The sequence below is a fragment of the Nocardia sp. NPDC005746 genome (assembly GCF_040630785.1).
GTDB lineage: Bacteria > Actinomycetota > Actinomycetes > Mycobacteriales > Mycobacteriaceae > Nocardia.
Genome location: NZ_JBEXYE010000005.1, coordinates 331,007 through 350,671 on the forward strand (window position 1 = coordinate 331,007; position 19,665 = coordinate 350,671).

General features: G+C 69.5%; 22 protein-coding genes. 12 read left to right on the forward strand and 10 right to left on the reverse strand.

Annotation, left to right across the window (positions count from 1 at the left end; translation table 11 throughout):
* Position 1 precedes the first annotated feature (1 nt).
* On the reverse strand, positions 2-1,681 hold the full coding sequence (kstD, locus tag ABZ412_RS12535; protein WP_357279723.1) for a 3-oxosteroid 1-dehydrogenase: 1,680 nt from the start codon (positions 1,679-1,681) through the stop codon (positions 2-4).
* A 12-nt stretch (positions 1,682-1,693) separates the two neighbouring features.
* Positions 1,694-2,449 carry a glucose 1-dehydrogenase gene (locus tag ABZ412_RS12540; protein WP_357279726.1) on the reverse strand — a complete coding sequence of 252 codons (756 nt, stop codon included), beginning with the start codon at positions 2,447-2,449 and terminating at the stop codon, positions 1,694-1,696.
* Between the two features lie 174 nt (positions 2,450-2,623).
* On the opposite strand from ABZ412_RS12540, the gene ABZ412_RS12545 reads away from it, so the two are divergent.
* From ABZ412_RS12545 to ABZ412_RS12560, 4 genes are all read left to right on the forward strand, one after another.
* Positions 2,624-3,751, forward strand: a complete 1,128-nt coding sequence (locus ABZ412_RS12545) for an LLM class flavin-dependent oxidoreductase (RefSeq protein ID WP_357279728.1) — start codon at positions 2,624-2,626, stop codon at positions 3,749-3,751.
* 34 nt (positions 3,752-3,785) lie between these two features.
* Positions 3,786-4,538: a glucose 1-dehydrogenase gene (locus ABZ412_RS12550; protein ID WP_357279730.1), complete on the forward strand. Its 753-nt coding sequence runs from the start codon at positions 3,786-3,788 to the stop codon at positions 4,536-4,538.
* A gap of 46 nt (positions 4,539-4,584) precedes the next feature.
* Complete coding sequence (locus tag ABZ412_RS12555) at positions 4,585-5,538, forward strand: alpha/beta hydrolase (RefSeq protein WP_357279733.1); 954 nt, start codon at positions 4,585-4,587, stop codon at positions 5,536-5,538.
* Between the two features lie 73 nt (positions 5,539-5,611).
* On the forward strand, positions 5,612-6,070 hold the full coding sequence (locus ABZ412_RS12560) for a DUF4189 domain-containing protein (RefSeq protein WP_357279735.1): 459 nt from the start codon (positions 5,612-5,614) through the stop codon (positions 6,068-6,070).
* A gap of 38 nt (positions 6,071-6,108) precedes the next feature.
* Here ABZ412_RS12560 and ABZ412_RS12565 read toward each other — a convergent pair whose 3' ends face one another.
* The 3 genes from ABZ412_RS12565 to ABZ412_RS12575 all read right to left on the reverse strand — a co-directional run bounded on the left by ABZ412_RS12565 (position 6,109) and on the right by ABZ412_RS12575 (position 7,472).
* Positions 6,109-6,477 carry a DUF5313 family protein gene (locus ABZ412_RS12565; RefSeq protein ID WP_357279737.1) on the reverse strand — a complete coding sequence of 123 codons (369 nt, stop codon included), beginning with the start codon at positions 6,475-6,477 and terminating at the stop codon, positions 6,109-6,111.
* Positions 6,474-6,959 carry a MarR family winged helix-turn-helix transcriptional regulator gene (locus ABZ412_RS12570; protein ID WP_357279740.1) on the reverse strand — a complete coding sequence of 162 codons (486 nt, stop codon included), beginning with the start codon at positions 6,957-6,959 and terminating at the stop codon, positions 6,474-6,476. The genes ABZ412_RS12565 and ABZ412_RS12570 overlap by 4 nt, the downstream gene beginning before the upstream one ends.
* Before the next feature lie 90 nt (positions 6,960-7,049).
* On the reverse strand, positions 7,050-7,472 hold the full coding sequence (locus tag ABZ412_RS12575) for a nuclear transport factor 2 family protein (protein ID WP_357279742.1): 423 nt from the start codon (positions 7,470-7,472) through the stop codon (positions 7,050-7,052).
* An 84-nt stretch (positions 7,473-7,556) separates the two neighbouring features.
* Between ABZ412_RS12575 and ABZ412_RS12580 the strand changes: the two genes are divergently transcribed.
* The 3 genes from ABZ412_RS12580 (at position 7,557) to ABZ412_RS12590 (ending at position 10,945) form a co-directional block, all read left to right on the forward strand.
* Positions 7,557-8,114 (forward strand): TetR/AcrR family transcriptional regulator, encoded by a 558-nt coding sequence (locus ABZ412_RS12580; RefSeq protein WP_357279745.1) that lies wholly within the window; start codon positions 7,557-7,559, stop codon positions 8,112-8,114.
* A gap of 312 nt (positions 8,115-8,426) precedes the next feature.
* Positions 8,427-9,647 (forward strand): glutamate ABC transporter substrate-binding protein, encoded by a 1,221-nt coding sequence (locus ABZ412_RS12585; RefSeq protein ID WP_357279747.1) that lies wholly within the window; start codon positions 8,427-8,429, stop codon positions 9,645-9,647.
* Between the two features lie 74 nt (positions 9,648-9,721).
* Positions 9,722-10,945, forward strand: a complete 1,224-nt coding sequence (locus ABZ412_RS12590) for an RtcB family protein (RefSeq protein ID WP_357279749.1) — start codon at positions 9,722-9,724, stop codon at positions 10,943-10,945.
* Positions 10,946-10,951: 6 nt separating this feature from the next.
* Here ABZ412_RS12590 and ABZ412_RS12595 read toward each other — a convergent pair whose 3' ends face one another.
* Together ABZ412_RS12595 and ABZ412_RS12600 are read right to left on the reverse strand one after the other, a co-directional pair.
* Positions 10,952-11,431, reverse strand: a complete 480-nt coding sequence (locus ABZ412_RS12595; RefSeq protein ID WP_357279752.1) for a hypothetical protein — start codon at positions 11,429-11,431, stop codon at positions 10,952-10,954.
* Positions 11,432-11,526: 95 nt separating this feature from the next.
* Positions 11,527-11,997 (reverse strand): MBL fold metallo-hydrolase, encoded by a 471-nt coding sequence (locus tag ABZ412_RS12600; protein ID WP_357279755.1) that lies wholly within the window; start codon positions 11,995-11,997, stop codon positions 11,527-11,529.
* A 75-nt stretch (positions 11,998-12,072) separates the two neighbouring features.
* Between ABZ412_RS12600 and ABZ412_RS12605 the strand changes: the two genes are divergently transcribed.
* The 3 genes from ABZ412_RS12605 to ABZ412_RS12615 all read left to right on the forward strand — a co-directional run bounded on the left by ABZ412_RS12605 (position 12,073) and on the right by ABZ412_RS12615 (position 14,929).
* Positions 12,073-12,264, forward strand: a complete 192-nt coding sequence (locus ABZ412_RS12605) for a WHG domain-containing protein (RefSeq protein ID WP_357279757.1) — start codon at positions 12,073-12,075, stop codon at positions 12,262-12,264.
* Between the two features lie 384 nt (positions 12,265-12,648).
* Positions 12,649-14,712, forward strand: coding sequence for a RecQ family ATP-dependent DNA helicase (locus tag ABZ412_RS12610; protein ID WP_357279996.1), 2,064 nt, complete (start codon positions 12,649-12,651; stop codon positions 14,710-14,712).
* Positions 14,713-14,749: 37 nt separating this feature from the next.
* Positions 14,750-14,929 carry a hypothetical protein gene (locus ABZ412_RS12615; protein WP_357279760.1) on the forward strand — a complete coding sequence of 60 codons (180 nt, stop codon included), beginning with the start codon at positions 14,750-14,752 and terminating at the stop codon, positions 14,927-14,929.
* Positions 14,930-14,934: 5 nt separating this feature from the next.
* On the opposite strand, the gene ABZ412_RS12620 is transcribed toward ABZ412_RS12615, so the two are convergent.
* Positions 14,935-15,420 (reverse strand): MarR family winged helix-turn-helix transcriptional regulator, encoded by a 486-nt coding sequence (locus ABZ412_RS12620; RefSeq protein WP_357279762.1) that lies wholly within the window; start codon positions 15,418-15,420, stop codon positions 14,935-14,937.
* A 92-nt stretch (positions 15,421-15,512) separates the two neighbouring features.
* On the opposite strand from ABZ412_RS12620, the gene ABZ412_RS12625 reads away from it, so the two are divergent.
* Together ABZ412_RS12625 and ABZ412_RS12630 are read left to right on the forward strand one after the other, a co-directional pair.
* Positions 15,513-16,352 carry an NAD(P)H-binding protein gene (locus tag ABZ412_RS12625; protein ID WP_357279765.1) on the forward strand — a complete coding sequence of 280 codons (840 nt, stop codon included), beginning with the start codon at positions 15,513-15,515 and terminating at the stop codon, positions 16,350-16,352.
* Between the two features lie 147 nt (positions 16,353-16,499).
* Positions 16,500-17,600 carry a methyltransferase gene (locus ABZ412_RS12630; protein WP_357279767.1) on the forward strand — a complete coding sequence of 367 codons (1,101 nt, stop codon included), beginning with the start codon at positions 16,500-16,502 and terminating at the stop codon, positions 17,598-17,600.
* A gap of 81 nt (positions 17,601-17,681) precedes the next feature.
* Here ABZ412_RS12630 and ABZ412_RS12635 read toward each other — a convergent pair whose 3' ends face one another.
* Positions 17,682-18,173 carry a DUF4254 domain-containing protein gene (locus tag ABZ412_RS12635; RefSeq protein WP_357279770.1) on the reverse strand — a complete coding sequence of 164 codons (492 nt, stop codon included), beginning with the start codon at positions 18,171-18,173 and terminating at the stop codon, positions 17,682-17,684.
* A gap of 284 nt (positions 18,174-18,457) precedes the next feature.
* Positions 18,458-19,537: a glutamate 5-kinase gene (gene proB / locus ABZ412_RS12640; protein ID WP_357090723.1), complete on the reverse strand. Its 1,080-nt coding sequence runs from the start codon at positions 19,535-19,537 to the stop codon at positions 18,458-18,460.
* Positions 19,538-19,665 lie beyond the last annotated feature (128 nt).

A 19,665-nucleotide genomic window follows, 5' to 3' on the forward strand; every position in this document is an offset into this window, starting at 1 on the left:
GTCAGTTCTCCTGCGCTGCTGCGGTTTCCGCGTCGGCCAGGTGGTTGGCCGCGATGTAGCCGAACACCATGGCGGGGCCGATGGTGGCGCCCGCGCCGGCGTAGTCGTTGCCCATGACGGCGGCGGAGTTGTTGCCCGCCGCGTACAGGCCCGGGATGATGTCGCCCTGGTCGTTCAGGACGCGGGCGTGCTCGTCGGTGACCAGGCCGCCCTTGGTGCCCAGGTCGCCCGGCACCATCTCGACCGCGTAGAACGGGCCGCGCTCGAGCGGGGCCAGGGTCGGGTTGGGCTTGACGGTCGGGTCGCCGTAGTAGCGGTCGTAGGCCGAGTCGCCACGCTGGTAGTCCTCGTCCCGGCCGTTGCGGGCGAAGACGTTGAAGCGCTCCACGGTGGCGGCCAGCTTGTTCGCCGGGATGCCCAGCTTGTCGGCCAGCTCGGCCAGGGTGTCGGCCTGCTTGATGATGCCCGCGTCGAAGTACTTCTGGGGCAGCGGCCGCTTGGGGAAGTTGCCCAGGAACAGGTACCGGTCGCGAAAGTTCTGGTCGAAGATGAAGTGCGCGGGGATGCTGCCCGGCACCTTCTTCTCCTCCTCGTACATGGTGTGCACGACATTCACGTACGGCGCGGACTCGTTGACGAAGCGGTCGCCCTTGGCGTTGACCACGATCGCGCCCGGCTGCGAACGCTCGGCCAGCATGAAGAACGGCGGGCCGTCGGGGTTCCGCACCGAGGGACCCCACCAGGCGTCGTCCATCAGATCGACCGCCGCGCCGGCCTTCTGGCCCGCGACGATGCCCTCACCGACGTTCTCGGTCGCGCCCACGGTCCAGCCGGTGTTCTGCGGACCGTCGATGTACTGCTCACGCATCTCGAGGTTGTGCTCGAAGCCGCCCGCGGCCAGCACCACGCCGCGGCGGGCCTTGATGGTGACGGTGCGGCCCTCGTGCTCGGCGCGCACGCCGACCACCGTGCCGCCCTCGATGACCAGGTCGGTGAGCGGGGTGTTCAGCCACACCGGCACGCCCGCGTCGCGCAGCGACAGCCACAGCCGGGCGGCGAGCGCCTTGCCCAGGCTGAGCGGCTTGGCGCCCTTGATCATATTGAGCGCGGTCTGCGCGCCGACCTTCATGGCGGTCTTCTTGCCGGCCCAGGTGCGGGCGATCATGTTCAGGTCGTGGAAGTCCTTGACCGTGATCGCGATGCCCTTGGGGGCGGACATGGTCGGTCGGTTGATCTTGTCCAGATCCGCGCCGAGCAGACGGCCGTCGATGATCTTGGGCTCGATGCTGCGACCCTGCGCCAGACCGCCCGGGAACTCGGGGTGGTAGTCGGAGTAACCGCGGTCGTAGGCGAACGCCCAGTGCTTGGAGCGGGCGCCGATGTAGCGGAACATCTCCGGGCCCTGCTCCAGGAACGCGCGCTGCTTGGCTTCCGGAACCCGATCGCCGACAACGGCTTTCAGGTAGGTACGGGCCATCTCCGGGCTGTCGGGCACACCCGCGGCCTGCAGCACCGGGTTGTTCGGCACCCAGATGCCGCCGCCCGAGCGCGCGGTGGAGCCGCCGAACAGGCTGCTCTTCTCGATCAGGGTGACCGACAGGCCCCGGTAGGCGGCGGTCAGCGCGGCGGTCATGCCGGCCGCGCCGGAACCCACCACAACGACGTCGAATTCGAATTCCATGAATCTCGTTCCTTAGTAGCCGCAGCTGGTCAGCATGCCGCCGTCGACGACGAATTCGCCTCCGGTGCAATAGCTCGAGGCGTCCGAGGCCAGGAACAACGCCACCTCGGAGACCTCGACCGGCTGACCCCAGCGCGGAATGGGCAATTCGGAGAAGAAGGAGTTGCCGTCCACCCCGGACGCGCCCGCCACGGACGCGGTCATGGGGGTGGCGATGCCGCCGGGATGGATCGAGTTCACCCGGATACCCGAGTGCCCCAGTTCCCGGGCGGCGGACTTGGTGAGACCGCGCAGCGCGAACTTGCTCGCGCTGTAGGCCGACAGACCGGCCGCACCGACGAAGCCCTCGACCGAGGACACGTTCACGATGGACCCGCCACCGGCCTCGATCAGGGCGGGCGCGGCGGTCTTGATGCCGAGGAAAGCGCCCGTGACGTTGATGTTCATGATGACGTTGAACTCGTCCAGGCTCATCTCCAGGATGCGCTTGAACCGCAGGATCCCGGCATTGTTGACCAGCACGTCCAGCTTGCCGAACGTGGCGACGGCCGCGGAAACCGCTGCCTGCCAGTCGCTTTCACTGGTGACATCGTGATGCACGTAATGGACGGCGGCACCCAGCTCGGCGGCCAGGGCCTTGCCCTCGTCGTCGAGTACGTCGCCGAATACGACCTTGGCACCCTCGGCCACGAAACGGCGCACATGCTCCGCTCCCATGCCCCGGGCGCCGCCGGTCACCAGCGCTACCTTGCCGTCCAGCTGTCCCACCTGATCCCGTCCTTCCGCTGCTGTTCAACCGACGCTAAGTCCGGATGCGGAACACCGGCACGGTGTGGTCCCGGCCACTGAGACAACCTCATGACCTGAGGCTATGGGTGCAGTTGTATTTCGTTTAGGCATAAACGCCCGGACGGGTGAGTCAGCGCGCGCAAGGAGCCCCGGATGAAGTTCTCGATGATCTTCGAAGCGCAGATGACCGATCCCACCGCCGCCCACGAAGCCCAGGTGCTGCGCGACTGCGTCGAGCAGGCCGTGCTGGCCGACGAGGTCGGCTTCGACACCGTCTGGGCCGTCGAACACCACGGACTCAAGTGGTACGCGCACATGAGCGCGCCGGAGATCTTCCTGACCTGGGTGGCCGCGCAGACGCGGCGGATCCGGATCGGGCACGGCGTGGTCTGCATGCCGTTCAACTTCAATCACCCCGTCCGCGCGGCCGAACGCGCCGCCATGCTCGACGTGCTGTCGGGCGGCCGCCTGAACCTGGGCGCGGGCCGCGGCGCGACCGCCGTCGAAACCTCCATGTGCGGAGTCGATCCCGACCGCACCTACCAGGAGGTCGAGGAATCGCTGCGGATGATCGCCGCCGCCTGGCAGGACCCCGAGGGCGAATTCGAATACCACGGCGAACTGCTCGACATCGGCCCGCACCACCTGCTGCCGCGGCCAGTGCAACGTCCCCATCCCCCGCTGTTCATGGCCTGCACCAAGAAGGACACGCTGAAACTGGCGGCCGAGTACGGGATCGGCGCGCTGGTCCTGGGTTTCGCGGGCATCGAGGAGATCGCCGAACTGCGCCGCATCTACGACGACGCCATCGCGGCCCGCACCGGCGAACGCCTCGTGTCCACCGTCGTCAACGACCACTTCGCGGCGCTGTGCCCGACCATCGTGCTCGACGACCGCGAGCGGGCCCGCCAGATCGGCGCGCGCGGGCAACGGTTCTTCGCCCAGTCCATCAAGTACTACTACGGCGCGGGCCCGGTACCCGACGAAGCCGTGAACCCGGGCGTGGACGAACTCGCCAAGATGCGCGAGGTCGCCGACGAGCACGTCGCCTACCTGCACGAAGCCAAGATCCCGGTGAAGACCGGGGCCACGGCCATCTTCAATACCGAGCACGCCTACGGCACCGCCGAGGACGCCATCGCCTACGTCGAGCGGCTGCGCGACGCCGGGGCCGACGAGATCCTGTGCCTCATCCAGATGGGCACCGTGCCCCAGGAGGCGTGCCTGGAAACCATCCGCCAGTGGGGGGAGAAGGTCATCCCCCACTTCCGCAACAAGTAGCACCGTCGCAACTCAGACAGAGAAGGAAACCGAAATGGCTGATCTGACAGGCAAAGTCGCCCTGATCACCGGAGCCGCGCGCGGCCAGGGCGCGGCCGAGGCCAAGCTGTTCGTCGAGCGCGGCGCGAAGGTGGTCATCACCGATGTGCTCGAGACCGAGGGCAAGGAACTCGCCGAATCCCTCGGCGAGAACGCCCGTTTCGTGCGCCACGACGTCACCGACTCCGAGAGCTGGGACGCCGCCGTCGCGGTGGCCGTCGACACCTTCGGCAAGCTGGACGTGCTGGTGAACAATGCCGCCATCTACACCATGAAGCCGATCGCCGAGACCACTCCCGAAGAGCTGGAACGGATCCTGACGGTCAACCTGGTCGGCGCCTTCCGCGGCATCAAGGCGGTGCTGCCGGCCATGACCGCCAACGGCGGCGGCTCCATCGTGAACATCTCCTCGCAGTCCGGGCTCGAGGGCCTGATGAACCACTCCGCCTACGGCTCCTCCAAGTGGGGTCTGCGCGGCCTGTCCAAGGTCGCCGCCCTGGAGCTGGGCCTGTCCCAGATCCGGGTCAACTCGGTGTACCCCGGCCCCATCGCCACTCCCATGGTCCCCTACCTGACCACCGGCCCCGGCAGCTTCCCGACCCTGCCGCTCGAGCGCACCGGCCTGCCCGAGGAGGTCGCCGAACTGGTCGCCTTCCTCGCCTCCGACGCCTCGGCCTACATCACGGGTGCGGAGGTGTCCGTGGACGGCGGTCTGGCCGCGGGCAAGTTCATCCCGCGCGGCATGTAATTCCGCGAACCCCGCAGTGACACAGCGCGATTCAGGAAGGCCCGTAATGACCCTGTCCCCCGAATGGCAGACCTTCGTCGACGCCGCCACCGCGGCGTTCCCGGCGTTGGGCACCGAGGTGTTCGACGCCACCGAAGCACGGGCCTTCCTGGCCGCCCGCCGTCCCGCCCCGGTCGAACCCATTCCCGTTGCGGGAGTGGAGGATCGCGCGGTGCCCGGCCCGCCCGGCGCGCCCGAGGTGCCGGTGCGGGTGTACCGGCCGCTGGACGCCGAACCCGCTCCGGCCATCGTGGTCTTCTACCACGGCGGCGGATTCGTACTGTGCGGCTTGGACTCCCACGACCGCTTCTGCCGCACCATGGCCAACGAGGCCGGGGTGATCGTGGTGTCGGTGGACTACCGCCGTGCTCCGGACGCCCGCTTCCCGGCGGCGGCCGACGACGCCTACACGGTGCTGCGCTGGGTCGCGGAGCACGCCGAGGCCCTGGGCGGGGACCCCGGCCGGATCGCGGTGGCCGGGGACAGCGCGGGCGGCAATCTGGCCACCGTCGCCGCCATCGCCGCGCGCGACAATGGCGGACCCGACCTCGCGTTCCAGCTGCTCATGTACCCGATGCTGGATCCGGCCTGTGATCGGCCGTCGCACACCGAGAACGCGGAGGGCTACTTCACCACCGCGGCGCACATCCGGTGGTACTGGGAGCAGTACCTGTTCTCCGATGCCGAGAAGTCCGATCCCTACGCCAATCCCACCATCGCCGACCTCACCGGGCTGCCGCCCGCGCACATCGCCACCGCGGAATTCGATCCGCTGCGCGACGAGGGCGAGGCCTACGGGCAGCGGCTGCGCGAGGCCGGGGTGGAGACCGAGATCCTCCGCTGGAACGGCACCGTGCACGGGTTCATGTCGATGGCCTTCCATCTGCGAGAAACCCAGAGCGCCAACGCGACCGCGTTCACCGCTCTGCGCCGGGCACTGGCGCGCACGCCCGTCGTCTGAATTTCACCGCTCGTTCCCGGCCCGACCGGTTAGCATCACCTGCGTTCGTCCGTTTGAAACGTCAGGAACTCACTTGCCGGTTGCACGCCTCACCCCGGTCACCGGAGCGGCCACGCTCAGCGCGGCCCTGGCCTTGGCCACATCAACCCTGGCGCTAGCCACGTCGGGCCTGGCCCTGGCGGGCAGCGCCGACGCCGCACCCCAGTACTACGGCACCCTCGCGCTGTCCCGGCTGAAGAACACCGCGGTCACCGGGACCGACGCGAACCGGGTCGTCGCCGACGCCGCCGCCATCCGCGTCTGCGCCAGCTACGACTGCGAGATCGTGCTGCGCTTCGCCGACGGCTGCGGCGCGGTCGCCCAGGGCGCGGACGGCACCTGGGGCTGGGCCGTCGGACCCAGCCTCGCCGAAGCCGAACAGAACGCGGTCGCCGGGCTGGGCCAGAGCGCTCCCCCGTTCCCCGACCTGGGCAGCGCCCAGCCGCGCGCCGCCCGCGTCGCCACCAGCGCCTGTACCGCCAACGTTCGGTAACAACAGCTTTCGCGGCGGCACACCGTGCGTGGCGAGGCTCAGTGTGGGTACTGGGCCTCGTAGGCCGCGCGCTCGGCGGCACGCCGTGCGGCCCGCGCCGGGCTCTCCAGATCCTCCGGGAAGCCGTGCTTCACCAATCGGTGGGCACGGTTCATCGGCATGTAGGCCACGATGTAGAACAGCGCCAGCAGCAGGCCGAGCAGGATCACCAAAAGCTGTAGCCACAGCTCGCCCGGCAGCAGGAACGCCAGCGCGAACACCGGCAGCAGCGGCACCAGCTGGCGCACGATGTGCCGGGGCACCGCCCACGAACCGGTGAGGTCGTTGCGCACCCACTCGCGCAGGTCGTCCGGCAGCACCCTGCCGAAGGAGTAGGCCAGCCACTGAACAGGGTTGGGGCGCTTCATTTCCGGTGTCCCTTCGTCGATCCGGCGCGCTCGGTCTCCGCCGAAACCGACTGCCGCGCCGCGGCATTCACCCGGTTCAGCACATCACGCAGTTCCTCGAGATCCGCCAGGCTCACCCCGAGCCGCGCCACCACGGCCGGGGGGATCTTCTCCGCCTCGGTGCGCAGTTCGCGTCCCGCGCCGGTCAGATCCACGACCAGGTTGCGTTCGTCGTGGCTGTCGCGCCGCCGGGTGATGAGCCCCGCCGCCTCCAGCCGCTTGAGCAGCGGCGACAGCGTGGGCGAGTCGAGCTGAATGGCCTCGCCGATGTCCTTGACCGACATCGGCGCCTCACCCCACAGCGCCAGCATCACCAGATACTGCGGATGCGTCAGGCCCATCGGCTCCAGCAGCGGGCGATACACCGCCAGCACCGACCGGTTCGCCACCGCCAGCGCGAAACACACCTGCCGGTCCAGCCGCAGCGGGTCGTCGACCTCCACCGTTCCGCCCTCCTCGCTCGTCTTCGTTAGGGCAAGAATAGTTAATGCACTAACTGTTCGTCGACGATCCGGTGGGTAATTGGCGTCACATCACTCCCGCGACGCCCGCATGGCAACGATCCGGCCGGTGTCCATGTAGTCGCGGAACAGCGTGACCTGGCCGTTCTCGACCCGGATCACATTGACCGAGGTCCGCGCCCACGCGCGGCCGGTCCCGGGGCGGGTGACGTCGACATCGATCTCGGTGATGAACGTCGTCGGATCGGCGGTCTCGTGAATGACCGGGCGGATGCCGTGGATCTGAATGCCGGGCATGCCCGACCACCGCTGCGCGAGGTATTCGCGGATCTGCTCGCGGCCCTCGATCCGGGACGGCTCACCCGGCAGCAGGAACGGCATCTCGAACACGACATCCGGGGCGAGCAGCGCGGCGAACCGGTCCGCATCGCGCGCGGGCAGCGTGTCGAAGAGTCGAATCACGAGGTCACGAGGGGTTTCGAGGGAAGTGGTCATGAATGCCTCCTAAGCGGAACGATGGACCCGCTTAATAATCGGGGCGTGCGCCCCGCTTGTCAACAGCTGGGTAGGCTGTCGGACGTGACGGACAGACCCCTGCGCGCCGACGCCCGCCGCAATCGCGAGCGGGTCCTGGCCGCGGCCCAGGAAGCCTTTGCCGCCGAGGGCATCTCGGTGCCGCTCGACGAGATCGCGCGGCGGGCGGGCGTCGGGGCGGGCACGGTGTATCGCCACTTCCCCACCAAGGAAGCGCTTTTCGAGGCCGCCATCCTCGATCAGGTCGAGAAGATCACCGCGCACGCGCGCGCACTGACCGCGGCCGAGGATCCCGGCGCGGTGTTCTTCGAGTTCCTGGCGATGATGGTGCTCGAGGGCGGGGTCAAACGAGATCTGGCCGACGCGCTGCGCTCCGGCGGCGGCGAGTATCCGCGCACGGTGTCCCACGATCTGAAAGAGGCACTGGGGATCCTGCTCTCCCGCGCCCAGGACGCCGGAGCCGTGCGGCCCGAAATCAGCGTCGACGATCTGCTGACCATCATCAAGGGCGTGTTCCTCGCCGTCCACGAGGCCGGAGCCGCACCCGGATTACGCGAGCGCACCTTCGCCGTGATCGCGGATGGATTGCGCGCGAATCACTGACCTGCGAGTACATACGTGCGCTTCTCGCTCCACGCGGCTCTGACCGATCAGGATGTCGACCGGATCCCGACAGCCTGCCGGGTGGTCCACGACACCTTCGGCGCGCGGCCACCCGCTCGCCTGCCCTGGGCATCCTGATCACCCGCTCGCAATCGCGAAGCAATGGTCGCTGAAATATTGCGGAATAAACTGAACCATGGGCGAATCGCGCCCATGGTTCCGCAAACTCCGCGTGTTTCCGCGCCTCTGATGCTTGGATGCTCCATGTGCTGACCAATTGCCGCCGGAGCTGACACCAGGAGATCAGATTCGATGAAGCGTGCGATCCGCGCCGTCGCCGTCACCGCCTGTCTAGCCCTGGCAGCCTGCGGCAATAATCCGAAATCCGACGCGCCGCCACCGCCGCCCCCGCGAACGCTCACCATCGGCATCACATTCGATCAACCCGGGCTTTCGGTCAAGGGCAGCGACGGCAGACCGCTCGGGTTCGACGTCGACGTCGCGACCTATATCGCCGGGAAGCTGGGCGTCACGCCCGAGCACATCACCTGGCGCGAGGCCCGCACCGACCAACGCGAAACCCTCCTGAACTCCGGCACCGTCGATTTCGTCGTCGCCTCGTACTCCATCACCGCCGCCCGCCAGCAGCTGGTCTCCTTCGCCGGGCCTTACCTGCTGGCCGGCCAGGACCTGCTGGTCCGGCAGAGCGAACGCGCCATCGACCAGCCCGAGGACCTCGACGGCCGCACCGTCTGCACCGCCGAGGGCTCCACCGCCGCCGACAAGATCCGCCGCAGCTTCGCCCGATTCGTCCGCCTCACCACCCGGGACAGCTACCCGCAGTGCGTGGCCGACCTGATCGGCGGCACCGTCGACGCCGTCACCACCGACGACGTCATCCTCGCCGGCTACGCCGACGAACACCCCGGCACGCTGCGGCTCTCCGGCCACCGGTTCACCCGCGAACGCTACGGCGTCGGAGTGCGCAAGGGCGACATCGAATTGCAGGGCCGCATCACCTCGATCATCCGCATGATGATCGACGACGGGAACTGGCGGCGCGCACTGGAAAAGCACCTCACCGCCGCCAGTTACAAACCGCTGCCCGCGCCCGCGGTATTCAACGCCCCCGACCGCACCGTCGAACCCGGCGACCCCGCCACCCTCGACCCGGAATTGGTGAAAGCCGCCACAGCCGTCACCGCCACCTCCAATGCCCGCGACTGGGAAGGATTCCGCTCCCTGGTCTGCCCCGAGAACGCCGACGCCATCGACGAAATAATCTTCCAATACACCCCCCAATACGACAAAACCCTGGGCCCGGAAATACGCAATGCCGGTTACACCAATACCGTCACCGGCGTCACCCAATCCGGCCCCGACTCCGCCACCTTCGCATTCCACGAGACCTTCACCAACGTGCCCGAGAAATACCGGCACTACTTCAAGGACGTCGACTACACCGGCGCCATGGTCCGGCGCGACGGCTCCTGGAAGCTGTGCAGCCTCACCGCCGACTTCGTCGAACCCTGACCGCGAAATAATGCGGTGCGCCGGGACGGGCGGTGGACCTACCGTGAAAGGCAGTCGAAGGAAAGGACTGTCCGATGTTTCCCGTCGAGCTGCGCGGTACCCGAGCGCAGACGCTCATGTGGGCCCACGAGCACGAGGTCGGCGCGGCCGCGCTCCAGCAGCTGCGCGATATCTCGCAACTGAAATGGGTGTACGGCGTCCGCGTGATGCCGGACGTGCACCTGGGCAAGGGCGCGACGGTCGGATCGGTCATCGCCATGCGGGACGCGGTCGCCCCCGCGGCCGTCGGCGTGGACATCGGGTGCGGCATGGAAGCGGTACTCACCTCGCTCACCGCGTCCGACCTGCCCGACAACCTGCACACGCTGCGCTCCCGCATCGAGGCGGCGCTGCCGGTCGGCTTCGCGGCGCACCGCGAACCGGTCGACGTGAACCGCCTGAACGCCGAGGTCTTCGGCCAGCGCGCCGCGGGCACCACCATGCGCGCGGGGTGGGAACGGTTCTGGAAGGGCTTCGACACGCTGGATCCGATCGTGCGGCCCCGGGAAGCCAAGGCCCACAACCAGATGGGCACCCTCGGCGGCGGCAACCACTTCCAGGAACTGTGCGTCGACACCGAGGACCGCGTGTGGATCCTGCTGCACTCCGGAAGTCGCAATATCGGCAACGAGATCGCGCAGCGGCACATGGCCGTCGCCCGCGAACTGCCGCACAACCAGGACCTTCCGCACCGCGACCTGTCCGTATTCCTCTCCGGCACGCCGGAAATGGATGCCTACCGGCGCGACCTGACCTGGGCCCAGGAGTACGCGGCCCGCAACCGGGCCGTCATCCTGGCACTGGTCTGCAAGGCCGTGCGCGATGAATTCGACGGTCTGACAGTGCGTTTCGACGAGCCCATCTCCTGCCACCACAACTACGTGGCGGAGGAGATCATCGACGGGATCCCCATGTTGGTCACCCGCAAGGGCGCCGTCCGGGCCGGCGCGGGCGACCTCGCGCTGATTCCCGGCTCCATGGGGACGCGGTCGTATGTGGTTCGGGGCAAGGGAAATCCGGCCTCGTTCCAGTCGGCGTCGCACGGGGCGGGACGGCGGATGAGCCGCAACGCGGCCAAGAAGCAGTTCACCGTGGCCGACCTGGTGAAGCAGACCGAGGGCGTCGAGTCCCGCAAGGACGCCGGGGTGATCGACGAGATCCCCGCGGCGTACAAGGACATCGACCAGGTCATCGCGGCCCAGGCCGATCTGGTGGACGTGGTCGCCACGCTGCGGCAGGTGCTGTGCGTGAAGGGGTGAGCCGGGTCAGCGGCGGCGGAACGTCGCCGCTACGCCCGCGCCCACCAGCAGGATGCCCACGATGAGCGGGAATCCGGTCTGCAACCACTGATACAGCGCGACATGCATTTCATCCGACAGGGGTAGATCGCCGATCAGTCGAAAGGTGTCGTCCGGGAAGATGAAATGGATGATCCCGGGCAACACTCCCCACACCAGCCCGGCCACGATGGTGCCCGCCGGGGAGTAGGCGGCCAGCGCCGCCACCACCAGGAAAAACGCTGCGGCCAGCAGGATCTGGAAGGTCGAGCCGACGCGGTCGGCGAAATCCCCCAGGATCGCCCACTGTCTGGTCCCGGCCGCGCCGCGGGCGGCCAGCGCGATCCCGACGGGGGTGATCAGCAACCCCGCCAGCGTGCCGGCCACCGTCCGCGACACCGTGCTGCTGCTACGGAACTGCGCCCCGGGCGGAGTCCACCCCGCGGGCGACGGAAACTTCTCCGGCATGTGCGTCTCCCTGCGCGCCCCCGGACGCCCTTCGTGCCCGGAACCCTATTGTCCGTCCGCGCAGCGGATTCCGCGCGATCTTGACGGCACCGCAATCAAGGCGGGTTCCGGCGGTGTCTCACACGAGCAAAGCCTCCGCGCCGAAGAAGGAAGACGGTGTGGCCGTCGGCGCGCAGCACGAAGGTCACCTCGGGGACGCCGTGGCTGGCCGGGGCGGCGGTCACCTCGACCGGGCCGAGATGTGTGCTCCACCAAGGGGCCAACTCGACCACGTTCGGAAAGCCTGCGGCGTGCACCGTGTCGGCCAGGCCGGGCACCACCGCGAACGGCACCGACTTGTCGGGATACCTCACCAGGGCGTCGAGGTCGCAGTGGCCGTGACTGATCACGACGGAGAGCTCCGGCGGGTCGGCGGCGGTCGCGAAGGCGCGCGGCTCGCCCGGGCGGTAGAAGCGGGTCTCCGACAGCCAGGGGTCGGTGAGGATGCGCGCTCCTCCGAAATCCAGGAGGGCGCTGGCGTGGACGACGCGGGTCACGGTGAGCATGGCGTCACCCACCCGGGCCACTACCGCGTGCTGTTCGGCACCGCCGGCACCCCAGGCTGGGAACCCACCGAGGGGTAGCTCCCCGGCCTGCCCACCATGGACCTGCTGGTCGGCACCGCGGCCGCCGCCGGCGTACCCGACTCCGCCGCCACCGCCACCGCCCAATGCCTGTGGGCGGGCATGCACGGCCTCATCACACTGCGCCAGGACCGGCCCAGCTTCCCCTGGCTGCCCCTCGACCGATTGGTCGGCGCCTTGGTCGCCGCGCACCTGGCCGACACCGTCTGAGCCGCCGCCGGTGGATCTGCGCAGCGGGCGGAACGGCAGCGCCGGGAGGACCGGGTAGGAATCCTGTTTCGAGGCCACCTTCCACAGTGCGCGGACGCGCGCCGGGCCTGATTCACGCGGCGCGCGGGCGGCCGAGTTTCCCGGGGCTGCCGCTCGCACTCCCCGACCGGCTATCAGCTAGGTCGCGGACCGGTGCTCGGCCGGCCGGCCGAGCCCGCGCCCGGCGGCCGGACGTGGCTCGAGGGTGCGAAGTCGGTCGAAGAATCGGACGGCGGGCGTGGGGTGTCGGTGCGGTGAGGCACGATGGTCGGCGTGACCTCAGCCGACCCGAACGTCTCCGACCTCGAACTCGTCGACGCCGCCGCGCAGCCCGGCGGGGGTGGCTTGCGCGAGGATGCGGAACGGCTGCTGCGGGAGTTGGCCGGACCGGCGGCGCGGTTGCGGGAAGACCAGTGGGTCGCGATCGAGGCGCTGGTGGTGCAACGGCGGCGGGCGCTGGTGGTGCAACGCACCGGGTGGGGTAAATCCGCCGTCTACTTCATCTCCGCGAAGCTGTTGCGCGCCCAGGGACGGGGGCCGACGGTGATCGTGTCGCCGCTACTGGCGCTGATGCGCAACCAGGTGTCGTCGGCCGAGCGCGCGGGAGTCGTTGCGGCGACCATCAATTCGGGCAATGTCACCGAATGGGACGAGATCCACGCGCGGGTGGCCGCCGGTGACGTCGACGTGCTGCTGGTCAGCCCGGAACGGTTGAACAACCCGGACTTCCGGGATTCGGTGCTGCCCAAACTGGCCGCCGACGCCGGACTGGTGGTGATCGACGAGGCGCACTGCGTATCGGACTGGGGGCACGACTTCCGGCCGGACTACCGCCGGATCCGCACGCTCATAGCCGATCTCGGCTCGGAGGTGCCGGTGCTGGCCACCACGGCCACCGCCAACGACCGTGTGGTCACCGATGTGGCCACCCAGATCGGCACCGACACCTTGGTCCTGCGCGGCAGCCTGGACCGGGAATCGCTGCACCTGTCGGTGGTGACGATTCCGGACGCGGTGCGGCGCACGGCCTGGCTCAGCAAGCGACTGCACGAACTGCCCGGCTCGGGCATCGTCTACGCGCTCACCGTCGCCGCGGCCCACGACCTCGCCGACGTGCTCAACTCGCACGGGCACCATGTCGCCGCCTACACCGGGCAGACCGACCCCACCGAACGCGAGGCGCTCGAGGCCGCCCTGCTGAACAACGAGGTGAAGGCGCTCATCGCGACCTCCGCACTCGGAATGGGTTTCGACAAGCCCGATCTCGGCTTCGTGGTGCACCTGGGCGCGCCCTCCTCCCCCATCTCCTACTACCAGCAGGTGGGCCGTGCGGGCCGCGGCACCGAACGGGCCGAGGTGGTACTGCTGCCCGGTCACGAGGACCGCCAGATCTGGAGCTACTTCGCCTCGGTGGCCTTCCCGCGCGAGCACATCGTGCGCTCGGTGCTGGCCGCCCTCGACACCGAGCGGCCGCTGTCCACCGCCGCACTGGAACCATTGGTGGAGCTCAATCGCTCACGCCTCGAGATGGTGCTCAAGGTGCTGGACGTGGACGGCGCGGTCCGCCGGGTACGCGGCGGCTGGCTCGGCACCGGCGAACCGTGGGTCTACGACACCGAACGCTACGAGCGTCTCAGCGTCGCCCGCGAGGCCGAGCAGCAGGCCATGATCGACTACCAGTCCACCGGCCAGTGCCGGATGACGTTCCTGCGCAGCCAACTCGACGATCCGGGCCTGGTGCTCGGCACCCACTGCGGGCGCTGCGACAACTGCACGGGCGCCACCCAGGACACGGCGGTCGACGTCTCCGACCTGGCCGACATCCGCACCCGCCTGGACCGGCCCGGCATCGACCTGGCGCCCCGCAAGCAGTGGCCCACCGGCCTGGCCAAACTCGGAATCTCCTTGTCCGGCAAGATCACCGACGGCCCCGAGATCGGTCGCGTCCTGGGCCGCCTCAGCAATCTCGGCTGGGGCCAGCGCCTGCGCCCGCTCCTCGACGGCCCCGACGCCCCCGTCCCCGACGAGGTCTTCCGCGCCTGCACCACCGTACTGCGCGAATGGGATTGGGCCCAGCGCCCGACCGCCGTCCTGGCCCTCGACTCCGGCGCCCGCCCCCTGCTGACCCGATCCCTGGCCGCCCGCCTCGCCGAGATCGGCCGCCTCCAGGATCTCGGCGTCCTCGCGCTGCGCCCCGACCTGCCCCCGGTCTCCGCCGCCAACTCCGCCCACCGGGTCGCCGCCCTCCACAATGCCTGGGAGACACCGGATCTCACCGCGGTCGACGGCCCCATCCTGCTGGTCGACGCCCTCACCGACACCGGCTGGACCTTCACCATGGCCGCCCGCCAACTCCGTGCCGCCGGAGCCGACGCCGTCCTCCCCTTCGCATTGGCCACCCCTTCCTGACCTTCGGGCGTACCGTCGAACGGGGAAGGGAGAGAGCATGAGTACGGGGAACGGCGGGGACGAGGCCAACGATCCGCGGGCGCGCTGGCGCAAGCTGCCGCCCGAGCCGGCGCAGTGGATCGAGGAGGTCGACTGGGAGCATTCCGCCGTCGACTACGGCCCGGACCATGACCCGGACGGCAAGGCCGCCACCTATGGGGGAACCTCCGGACCCTGACGCGCTCAGGCGTCGGGGGTGAGCCGCCGGTTCTCGAGGTTCTCGATGGCGTCGACGTAGCGCAGCATGAGGCGCGCGAAGTCGAGGCGGTCCTGTTCCGGCCACTCGGCCGTGATGTATTCGAAGGCGGCGCGCTGCTGCCCGCGGAAGCGGGTCATGAACTCCAGGCCCTCGGGGCTGAGTTCGAGGACGGCGCGGCGGCCGTCCAGCTGTGAGGGGACGCGCAGCAGGTAGCCCGCCTTGATGTTGTCGGTGACCATGCGACTCGCCACCGACGGATCCACGCACATGGCCGCGGCGATACCGCCGACCGTCATCTCCCCCGGCTCGTCCTGCCCGCAGCCCAGGACCAGACCCAGCACCAGCGCACGGGTGGAGTCCTTGGCGCTGATCGGGTTCTCGACCTGCTGCAGGACGCCGCGGCGGAGCTTGCCGAAGGCCGGGCCGATGGCATCCAGCAGCTCGTCGGGGGTGCGGTCGTCCGTCGTCATCACCACATCGTATCTGCATGCCCATCAGCATCTGCATGCACATCGGAACATATGTGTTGACTAGCAACTGTGTGCATGACAGCATGCATTTCATGACCATTCTCGTCACCGGCGCTCGCGGCCAGATCGGCCGCGCCGTCCTCACCTCCCTGCACGCCCGCGGCCTCCCGGTCCGCGCGGCCAGCAAGGACCCCTCGGCCCTCGACCTCCCCGCGGGGGTCGACGCCGTCGCCCTGCCCGATGATCTCGAAAGCCTCACCGCCGCACTGAAAGACGTGCGCCAGGTCTTCCTCTACGCCGACCCCGCCGCGGCGGACACCTTCGCGCGGGCCGCCGCGGCCGCCGGGGTGGAGCACGTCGTGCTGCTGTCCTCCTCCGCGGTCGACGATCCGAACGCCGCCGACAACCCCATCGGCGCGAACCACCTCGCCGTCGAAAACGCCCTCGCCGCAGCGGATCTCGTCACCACCGTGCTGCGCCCCGGCGGTTTCGACAGCAACGCCTTCGGCTGGATCGCGGCGATCTCGTCCGGCACGCCGATCGAGCACGCGTACCCGGACGCCGCACTGGCCATGATCCATCCGCTCGATATCGCCGACATCGCGGTCGCCGCCCTGACCGGCGGCGAGTTGCGGGGCCGCACGGTCACTCTCACCGGACCGGAGGCGATCAGCTTCCGCGCGCAGATCGGCCACCTCGCCGCGGCCCTCGGCCGCGACATCCCGATCACCACCGTCACCCCGGCCGAGGCCGAGGCGCAGATGTCGCGCACCATGCCGCCCTACATCGTGAGCGCCCTGCTGAACATCTGGGCCATCACCACCGACACGCCCGAAGCCCCGGCCGACACCACCGAGACCCTGCTCGGCGTCCCCGCCCGCACCTTCGCCCAGTGGGCCCGCGAGAACGCGCCCGCCTTCACGGTTTCCTGACCGCGGGAGCCGCCCGCGCCACGCCGAGCGACCTCCGGCGATCCCGCGCGGGTTGCCGGGTAGTCGCGGAAACCGCGGACCACCAGGGGCTCGGCGCGTAGGATCGGGCGAATCCCGCAGTCGCCGAACGATCCCGGGGAGTTCAGCATGGCGTCCGCATCACCCAAGATTCCACCGTTGCCGCTCCTGCGCGCCGCCACCTGGTTGCGCGACGGTCTGGCCGTCCTGCACCGGCGGCTGGTCCCCGGCCACATCGCCCTCTTGGAGCTGGGGACGGCCGGATACGTCTCCCAGGCCATCTGCGCGGCGGCCGAGCTCGGCATCGCCGACGTGCTGGCCGACGGCCCCAAATCGGCCGCCGAGCTGGCGCGCACCCTGAACGTGGACGAGGACGCACTGCGCCGGCTGCTGCGCCTGCTGATCAGCTGGGGTGTCTTCGAGCAGCACCGCGACGGGACCTACCGGCTGACCGGCGTCTCGCAGGGGCTGCGCACCGATGCCGACGTGTCGCTGCGCGATCTGTTCGTCTTCTTCGGCTCCGAACTGCATCGCAAGCACTGGACGCATCTGGCCACCTCGGTCCGCGCCGGCGGGTCGCTGTGGCCGGAGCTGGAGGGCATGGAGTTCTTCGAGTTCGCCGAACAGCACCCCGAGGTCGGGCAGGTCTTCGACCGGGCCATGACCAGCGTCGGCAGCCTCGCCACCGAACCGCTCCACGCGGCCTTCGACTTCGGCCGCTTCGGCTCGATCGTGGACGTCGGCGGCGGCCGCGGCAGCCTGCTCGTCGACATCCTGCAACGCCATCCGTCCATGCGCGGCACCGTGTTCGACCTGCCGCGGGTGGCCGAGGGCCTCGAGGAGCAGCTGCTCGGCCCCGGGCTCGCCGGCCGCCTCACCGTCGAACCCGGCAGCTTCTTCGACGTCGTACCCAAGGGCGCGGACGCGTATCTGCTCAAGCACATCATCCACGACTGGAACGACGCCGACGCCGAGCGCATCCTGCGCACCGTGCGCACCGCCATGGAAACCGAAGCGCGGCTGCTGATCATCGAGATGGTGATGCCCGAGCACCACCGCCCGCACCCGGGCAAGGTCATCGACCTGGAGATGCTGATCCAGACCCGCGGCGGCCGGGAACGGACCCAGAACGAATTCGGAAACCTGCTGTCCCGCAGCGGTTTCGTGCTCACCGGGGTCACCACGACCGCCGCCCCGGACTGTGTCATCGAGGCCCGTCCGACGGTGTGAACGAGGCGCCCGCGGGGCGTGTGCGGCGCAATCCACACGCCCACCGCGGGCTACCTCCTACCGCCCGGATCCGGTGGCGTTTCAGGCGGTACGGCGGATCCGCGGGCCGACAACCCCTGCGGCCCGATCGGTCCAGCCGTCCGCCATCTGCGCCAGCAGGAACCAGGCGGCGTGCACCTGTTCGTCCGACACATTCTCGGCCGTCCTGAGCAGATGCACGGCGCGCACGTGCGCGGCCGCCATCGCATCCACCACGGCCCCCAGGGATTCGGCCCGCGCTGCACCCCTCCGCAGCGCTCGGCTCGCCACCCACTCGTCGATGAACGTCACCAGCTGAGCGCGTAGCTCGTCGATTCCGCCCACATCGCCGGAGCGGACCCGGCGTCGCTGCAGATGCAGTTCGGCCAGCGCGCGGGACCAGCGGGTGACCGGGTGGTCCTCGGGCTGATCCCCGATGTGACCGCAGAAGGCGGCCAGCAGTTCGTGCCAGTCGGGCAGCAGCGGGTAGTCGTATCTGGTGTCACGGCCGCTCGCCCGCCACAACTGGGTGCTATCAGGTTGGGGTACGTACATACCTACCTCCACGGGCGCTGCGGGCGCACCCGGAGCCGCGGGCGGCCGCCGGACCGCGAGCCCGGCGCGGCAAGGGCGGACCGCGCCGGATCCGGGCAACCGCTATCGGCGAAGGGCACATCTCGATGCGGCACCGGGTGCACCTCCAGCATGAACCGATCGCCGGTCCCGCCCACCGCCCTTCCCCCGCCCTCCCACTGCCCCTCCAGTAGGAGAACGACCGCCCAGTCTGTACGGTTACTTGCCCTCTCCCCCAGCGCAATTCACCCGTAACCGGCGCTCGACTAAACCTTCACCAGATCGTCGGCATGCACGACCGGGCGCTGCATGCTGTCGGGCAGCACGGCCGTGGAACGGCCTTTCATCGTCTGCAACTCATCGCTGTCATAGGCCGCCACGCCACGAGCCACCAGCCCGCCGTCCGGAGCGATCAGATCGATCACGTCACCACCGAAGAAATGCCCCGTCACCTCGGTGATCCCCGCGGCCAGCAGGGAATGGCGACGCTCGGCCACCGCCGCCACCGCACCCGCGTCCAGATGCACCGCACCCCGCGCGTCGGCGGCGTGCCGGACCCAGAACTTGCGGGCCGACAACCGAACCGGGCGCGCCGCGAAGGCCGTGCCCACCGTCGCACCCGATAATGCCGCCGCCGCGTCCGACGCGGCGGCCAGCAGCACGGGCACGCCGGCGTCGGCGGCCAGCCGGGCGGCGGACAACTTCGACGCCATACCCCCGGTACCCAGCGCACCACCCGAACCGGCGATCACGCCGTCCAGATCCGCGCTACTGCGCACCTCGGGAATGAAGTTCGCCGAACCCTTGCGCGGATCACCGTCGTAGAGGCCGTCCACATCCGACAGCAGGATCAGCGCGTCCGCGCCCACCAGGTGCGCGACCAGCGCCGCGAGCCGGTCGTTGTCGCCGAACCGGATCTCTTCCGTTGCGACAGTATCGTTCTCGTTCACCACGGCGATGGCGTGCAGCGACCGCAGCCGGTCCAGGGTCCGCTGCGCATTGCGGTGCGGCTCGCGGCGGCCGAAGTCGCCCGCGCTCAACAACACCTGCCCGACCACCCGGTCGTAGCGGGCGAACGATGTCCCCCACGCGTGCGCCAGCGCCAGCTGACCCACACTCGCGGCGGCCTGCTTGGTGGCGAGATCCTTGGGCCGCTTGGACAATCCGAGCGGGGCCATGCCCGCGCCGATGGCGCCCGAGGACACCACCACCAGATCCGAACCCGCCCGCATGCGGCCCTCGACCGCGTCGGCCAGCTGGTCCAGGCGGCCGGTGTCCAGACCGCCTTCCAGGCTGGTCAGCGCCGACGACCCGATCTTCACCACGACGCTGCGCGCGGACGCGATGGCCCGCCGCGCGGCACTGAGCCCGTCAGCGCCGAGCTCCGCCGCTCCATTGGCCTGCGCGCCACTCGAACTCACTTGCACCACACCTCAATTCGCCCGCGATACCCACGCACCGTCGCACCCGAATT

Excerpts from the sequence above, each read along its gene's own strand:
- kstD (WP_357279723.1), bottom strand. The coding sequence starts at position 1,681 with ATGGAATTCGAATTCGACGTCGTTGTGGTGGGTTCCGGCGCGGCCGGC.
- ABZ412_RS12545 (WP_357279728.1), top strand. The coding sequence starts at position 2,624 with ATGAAGTTCTCGATGATCTTCGAAGCGCAGATGACCGATCCCACCGCC.
- ABZ412_RS12550 (WP_357279730.1), top strand. The coding sequence starts at position 3,786 with ATGGCTGATCTGACAGGCAAAGTCGCCCTGATCACCGGAGCCGCGCGC.
- ABZ412_RS12555 (WP_357279733.1), top strand. The coding sequence starts at position 4,585 with ATGACCCTGTCCCCCGAATGGCAGACCTTCGTCGACGCCGCCACCGCG.
- ABZ412_RS12565 (WP_357279737.1), bottom strand. The coding sequence starts at position 6,477 with ATGAAGCGCCCCAACCCTGTTCAGTGGCTGGCCTACTCCTTCGGCAGG.
- ABZ412_RS12575 (WP_357279742.1), bottom strand. The coding sequence starts at position 7,472 with ATGACCACTTCCCTCGAAACCCCTCGTGACCTCGTGATTCGACTCTTC.
- ABZ412_RS12585 (WP_357279747.1), top strand. The coding sequence starts at position 8,427 with ATGAAGCGTGCGATCCGCGCCGTCGCCGTCACCGCCTGTCTAGCCCTG.
- ABZ412_RS12590 (WP_357279749.1), top strand. The coding sequence starts at position 9,722 with ATGTTTCCCGTCGAGCTGCGCGGTACCCGAGCGCAGACGCTCATGTGG.
- ABZ412_RS12595 (WP_357279752.1), bottom strand. The coding sequence starts at position 11,431 with ATGCCGGAGAAGTTTCCGTCGCCCGCGGGGTGGACTCCGCCCGGGGCG.
- ABZ412_RS12605 (WP_357279757.1), top strand. The coding sequence starts at position 12,073 with ATGGACCTGCTGGTCGGCACCGCGGCCGCCGCCGGCGTACCCGACTCC.
- ABZ412_RS12615 (WP_357279760.1), top strand. The coding sequence starts at position 14,750 with ATGAGTACGGGGAACGGCGGGGACGAGGCCAACGATCCGCGGGCGCGC.
- ABZ412_RS12620 (WP_357279762.1), bottom strand. The coding sequence starts at position 15,420 with ATGACGACGGACGACCGCACCCCCGACGAGCTGCTGGATGCCATCGGC.
- ABZ412_RS12625 (WP_357279765.1), top strand. The coding sequence starts at position 15,513 with ATGACCATTCTCGTCACCGGCGCTCGCGGCCAGATCGGCCGCGCCGTC.
- ABZ412_RS12630 (WP_357279767.1), top strand. The coding sequence starts at position 16,500 with ATGGCGTCCGCATCACCCAAGATTCCACCGTTGCCGCTCCTGCGCGCC.
- ABZ412_RS12635 (WP_357279770.1), bottom strand. The coding sequence starts at position 18,173 with ATGTACGTACCCCAACCTGATAGCACCCAGTTGTGGCGGGCGAGCGGC.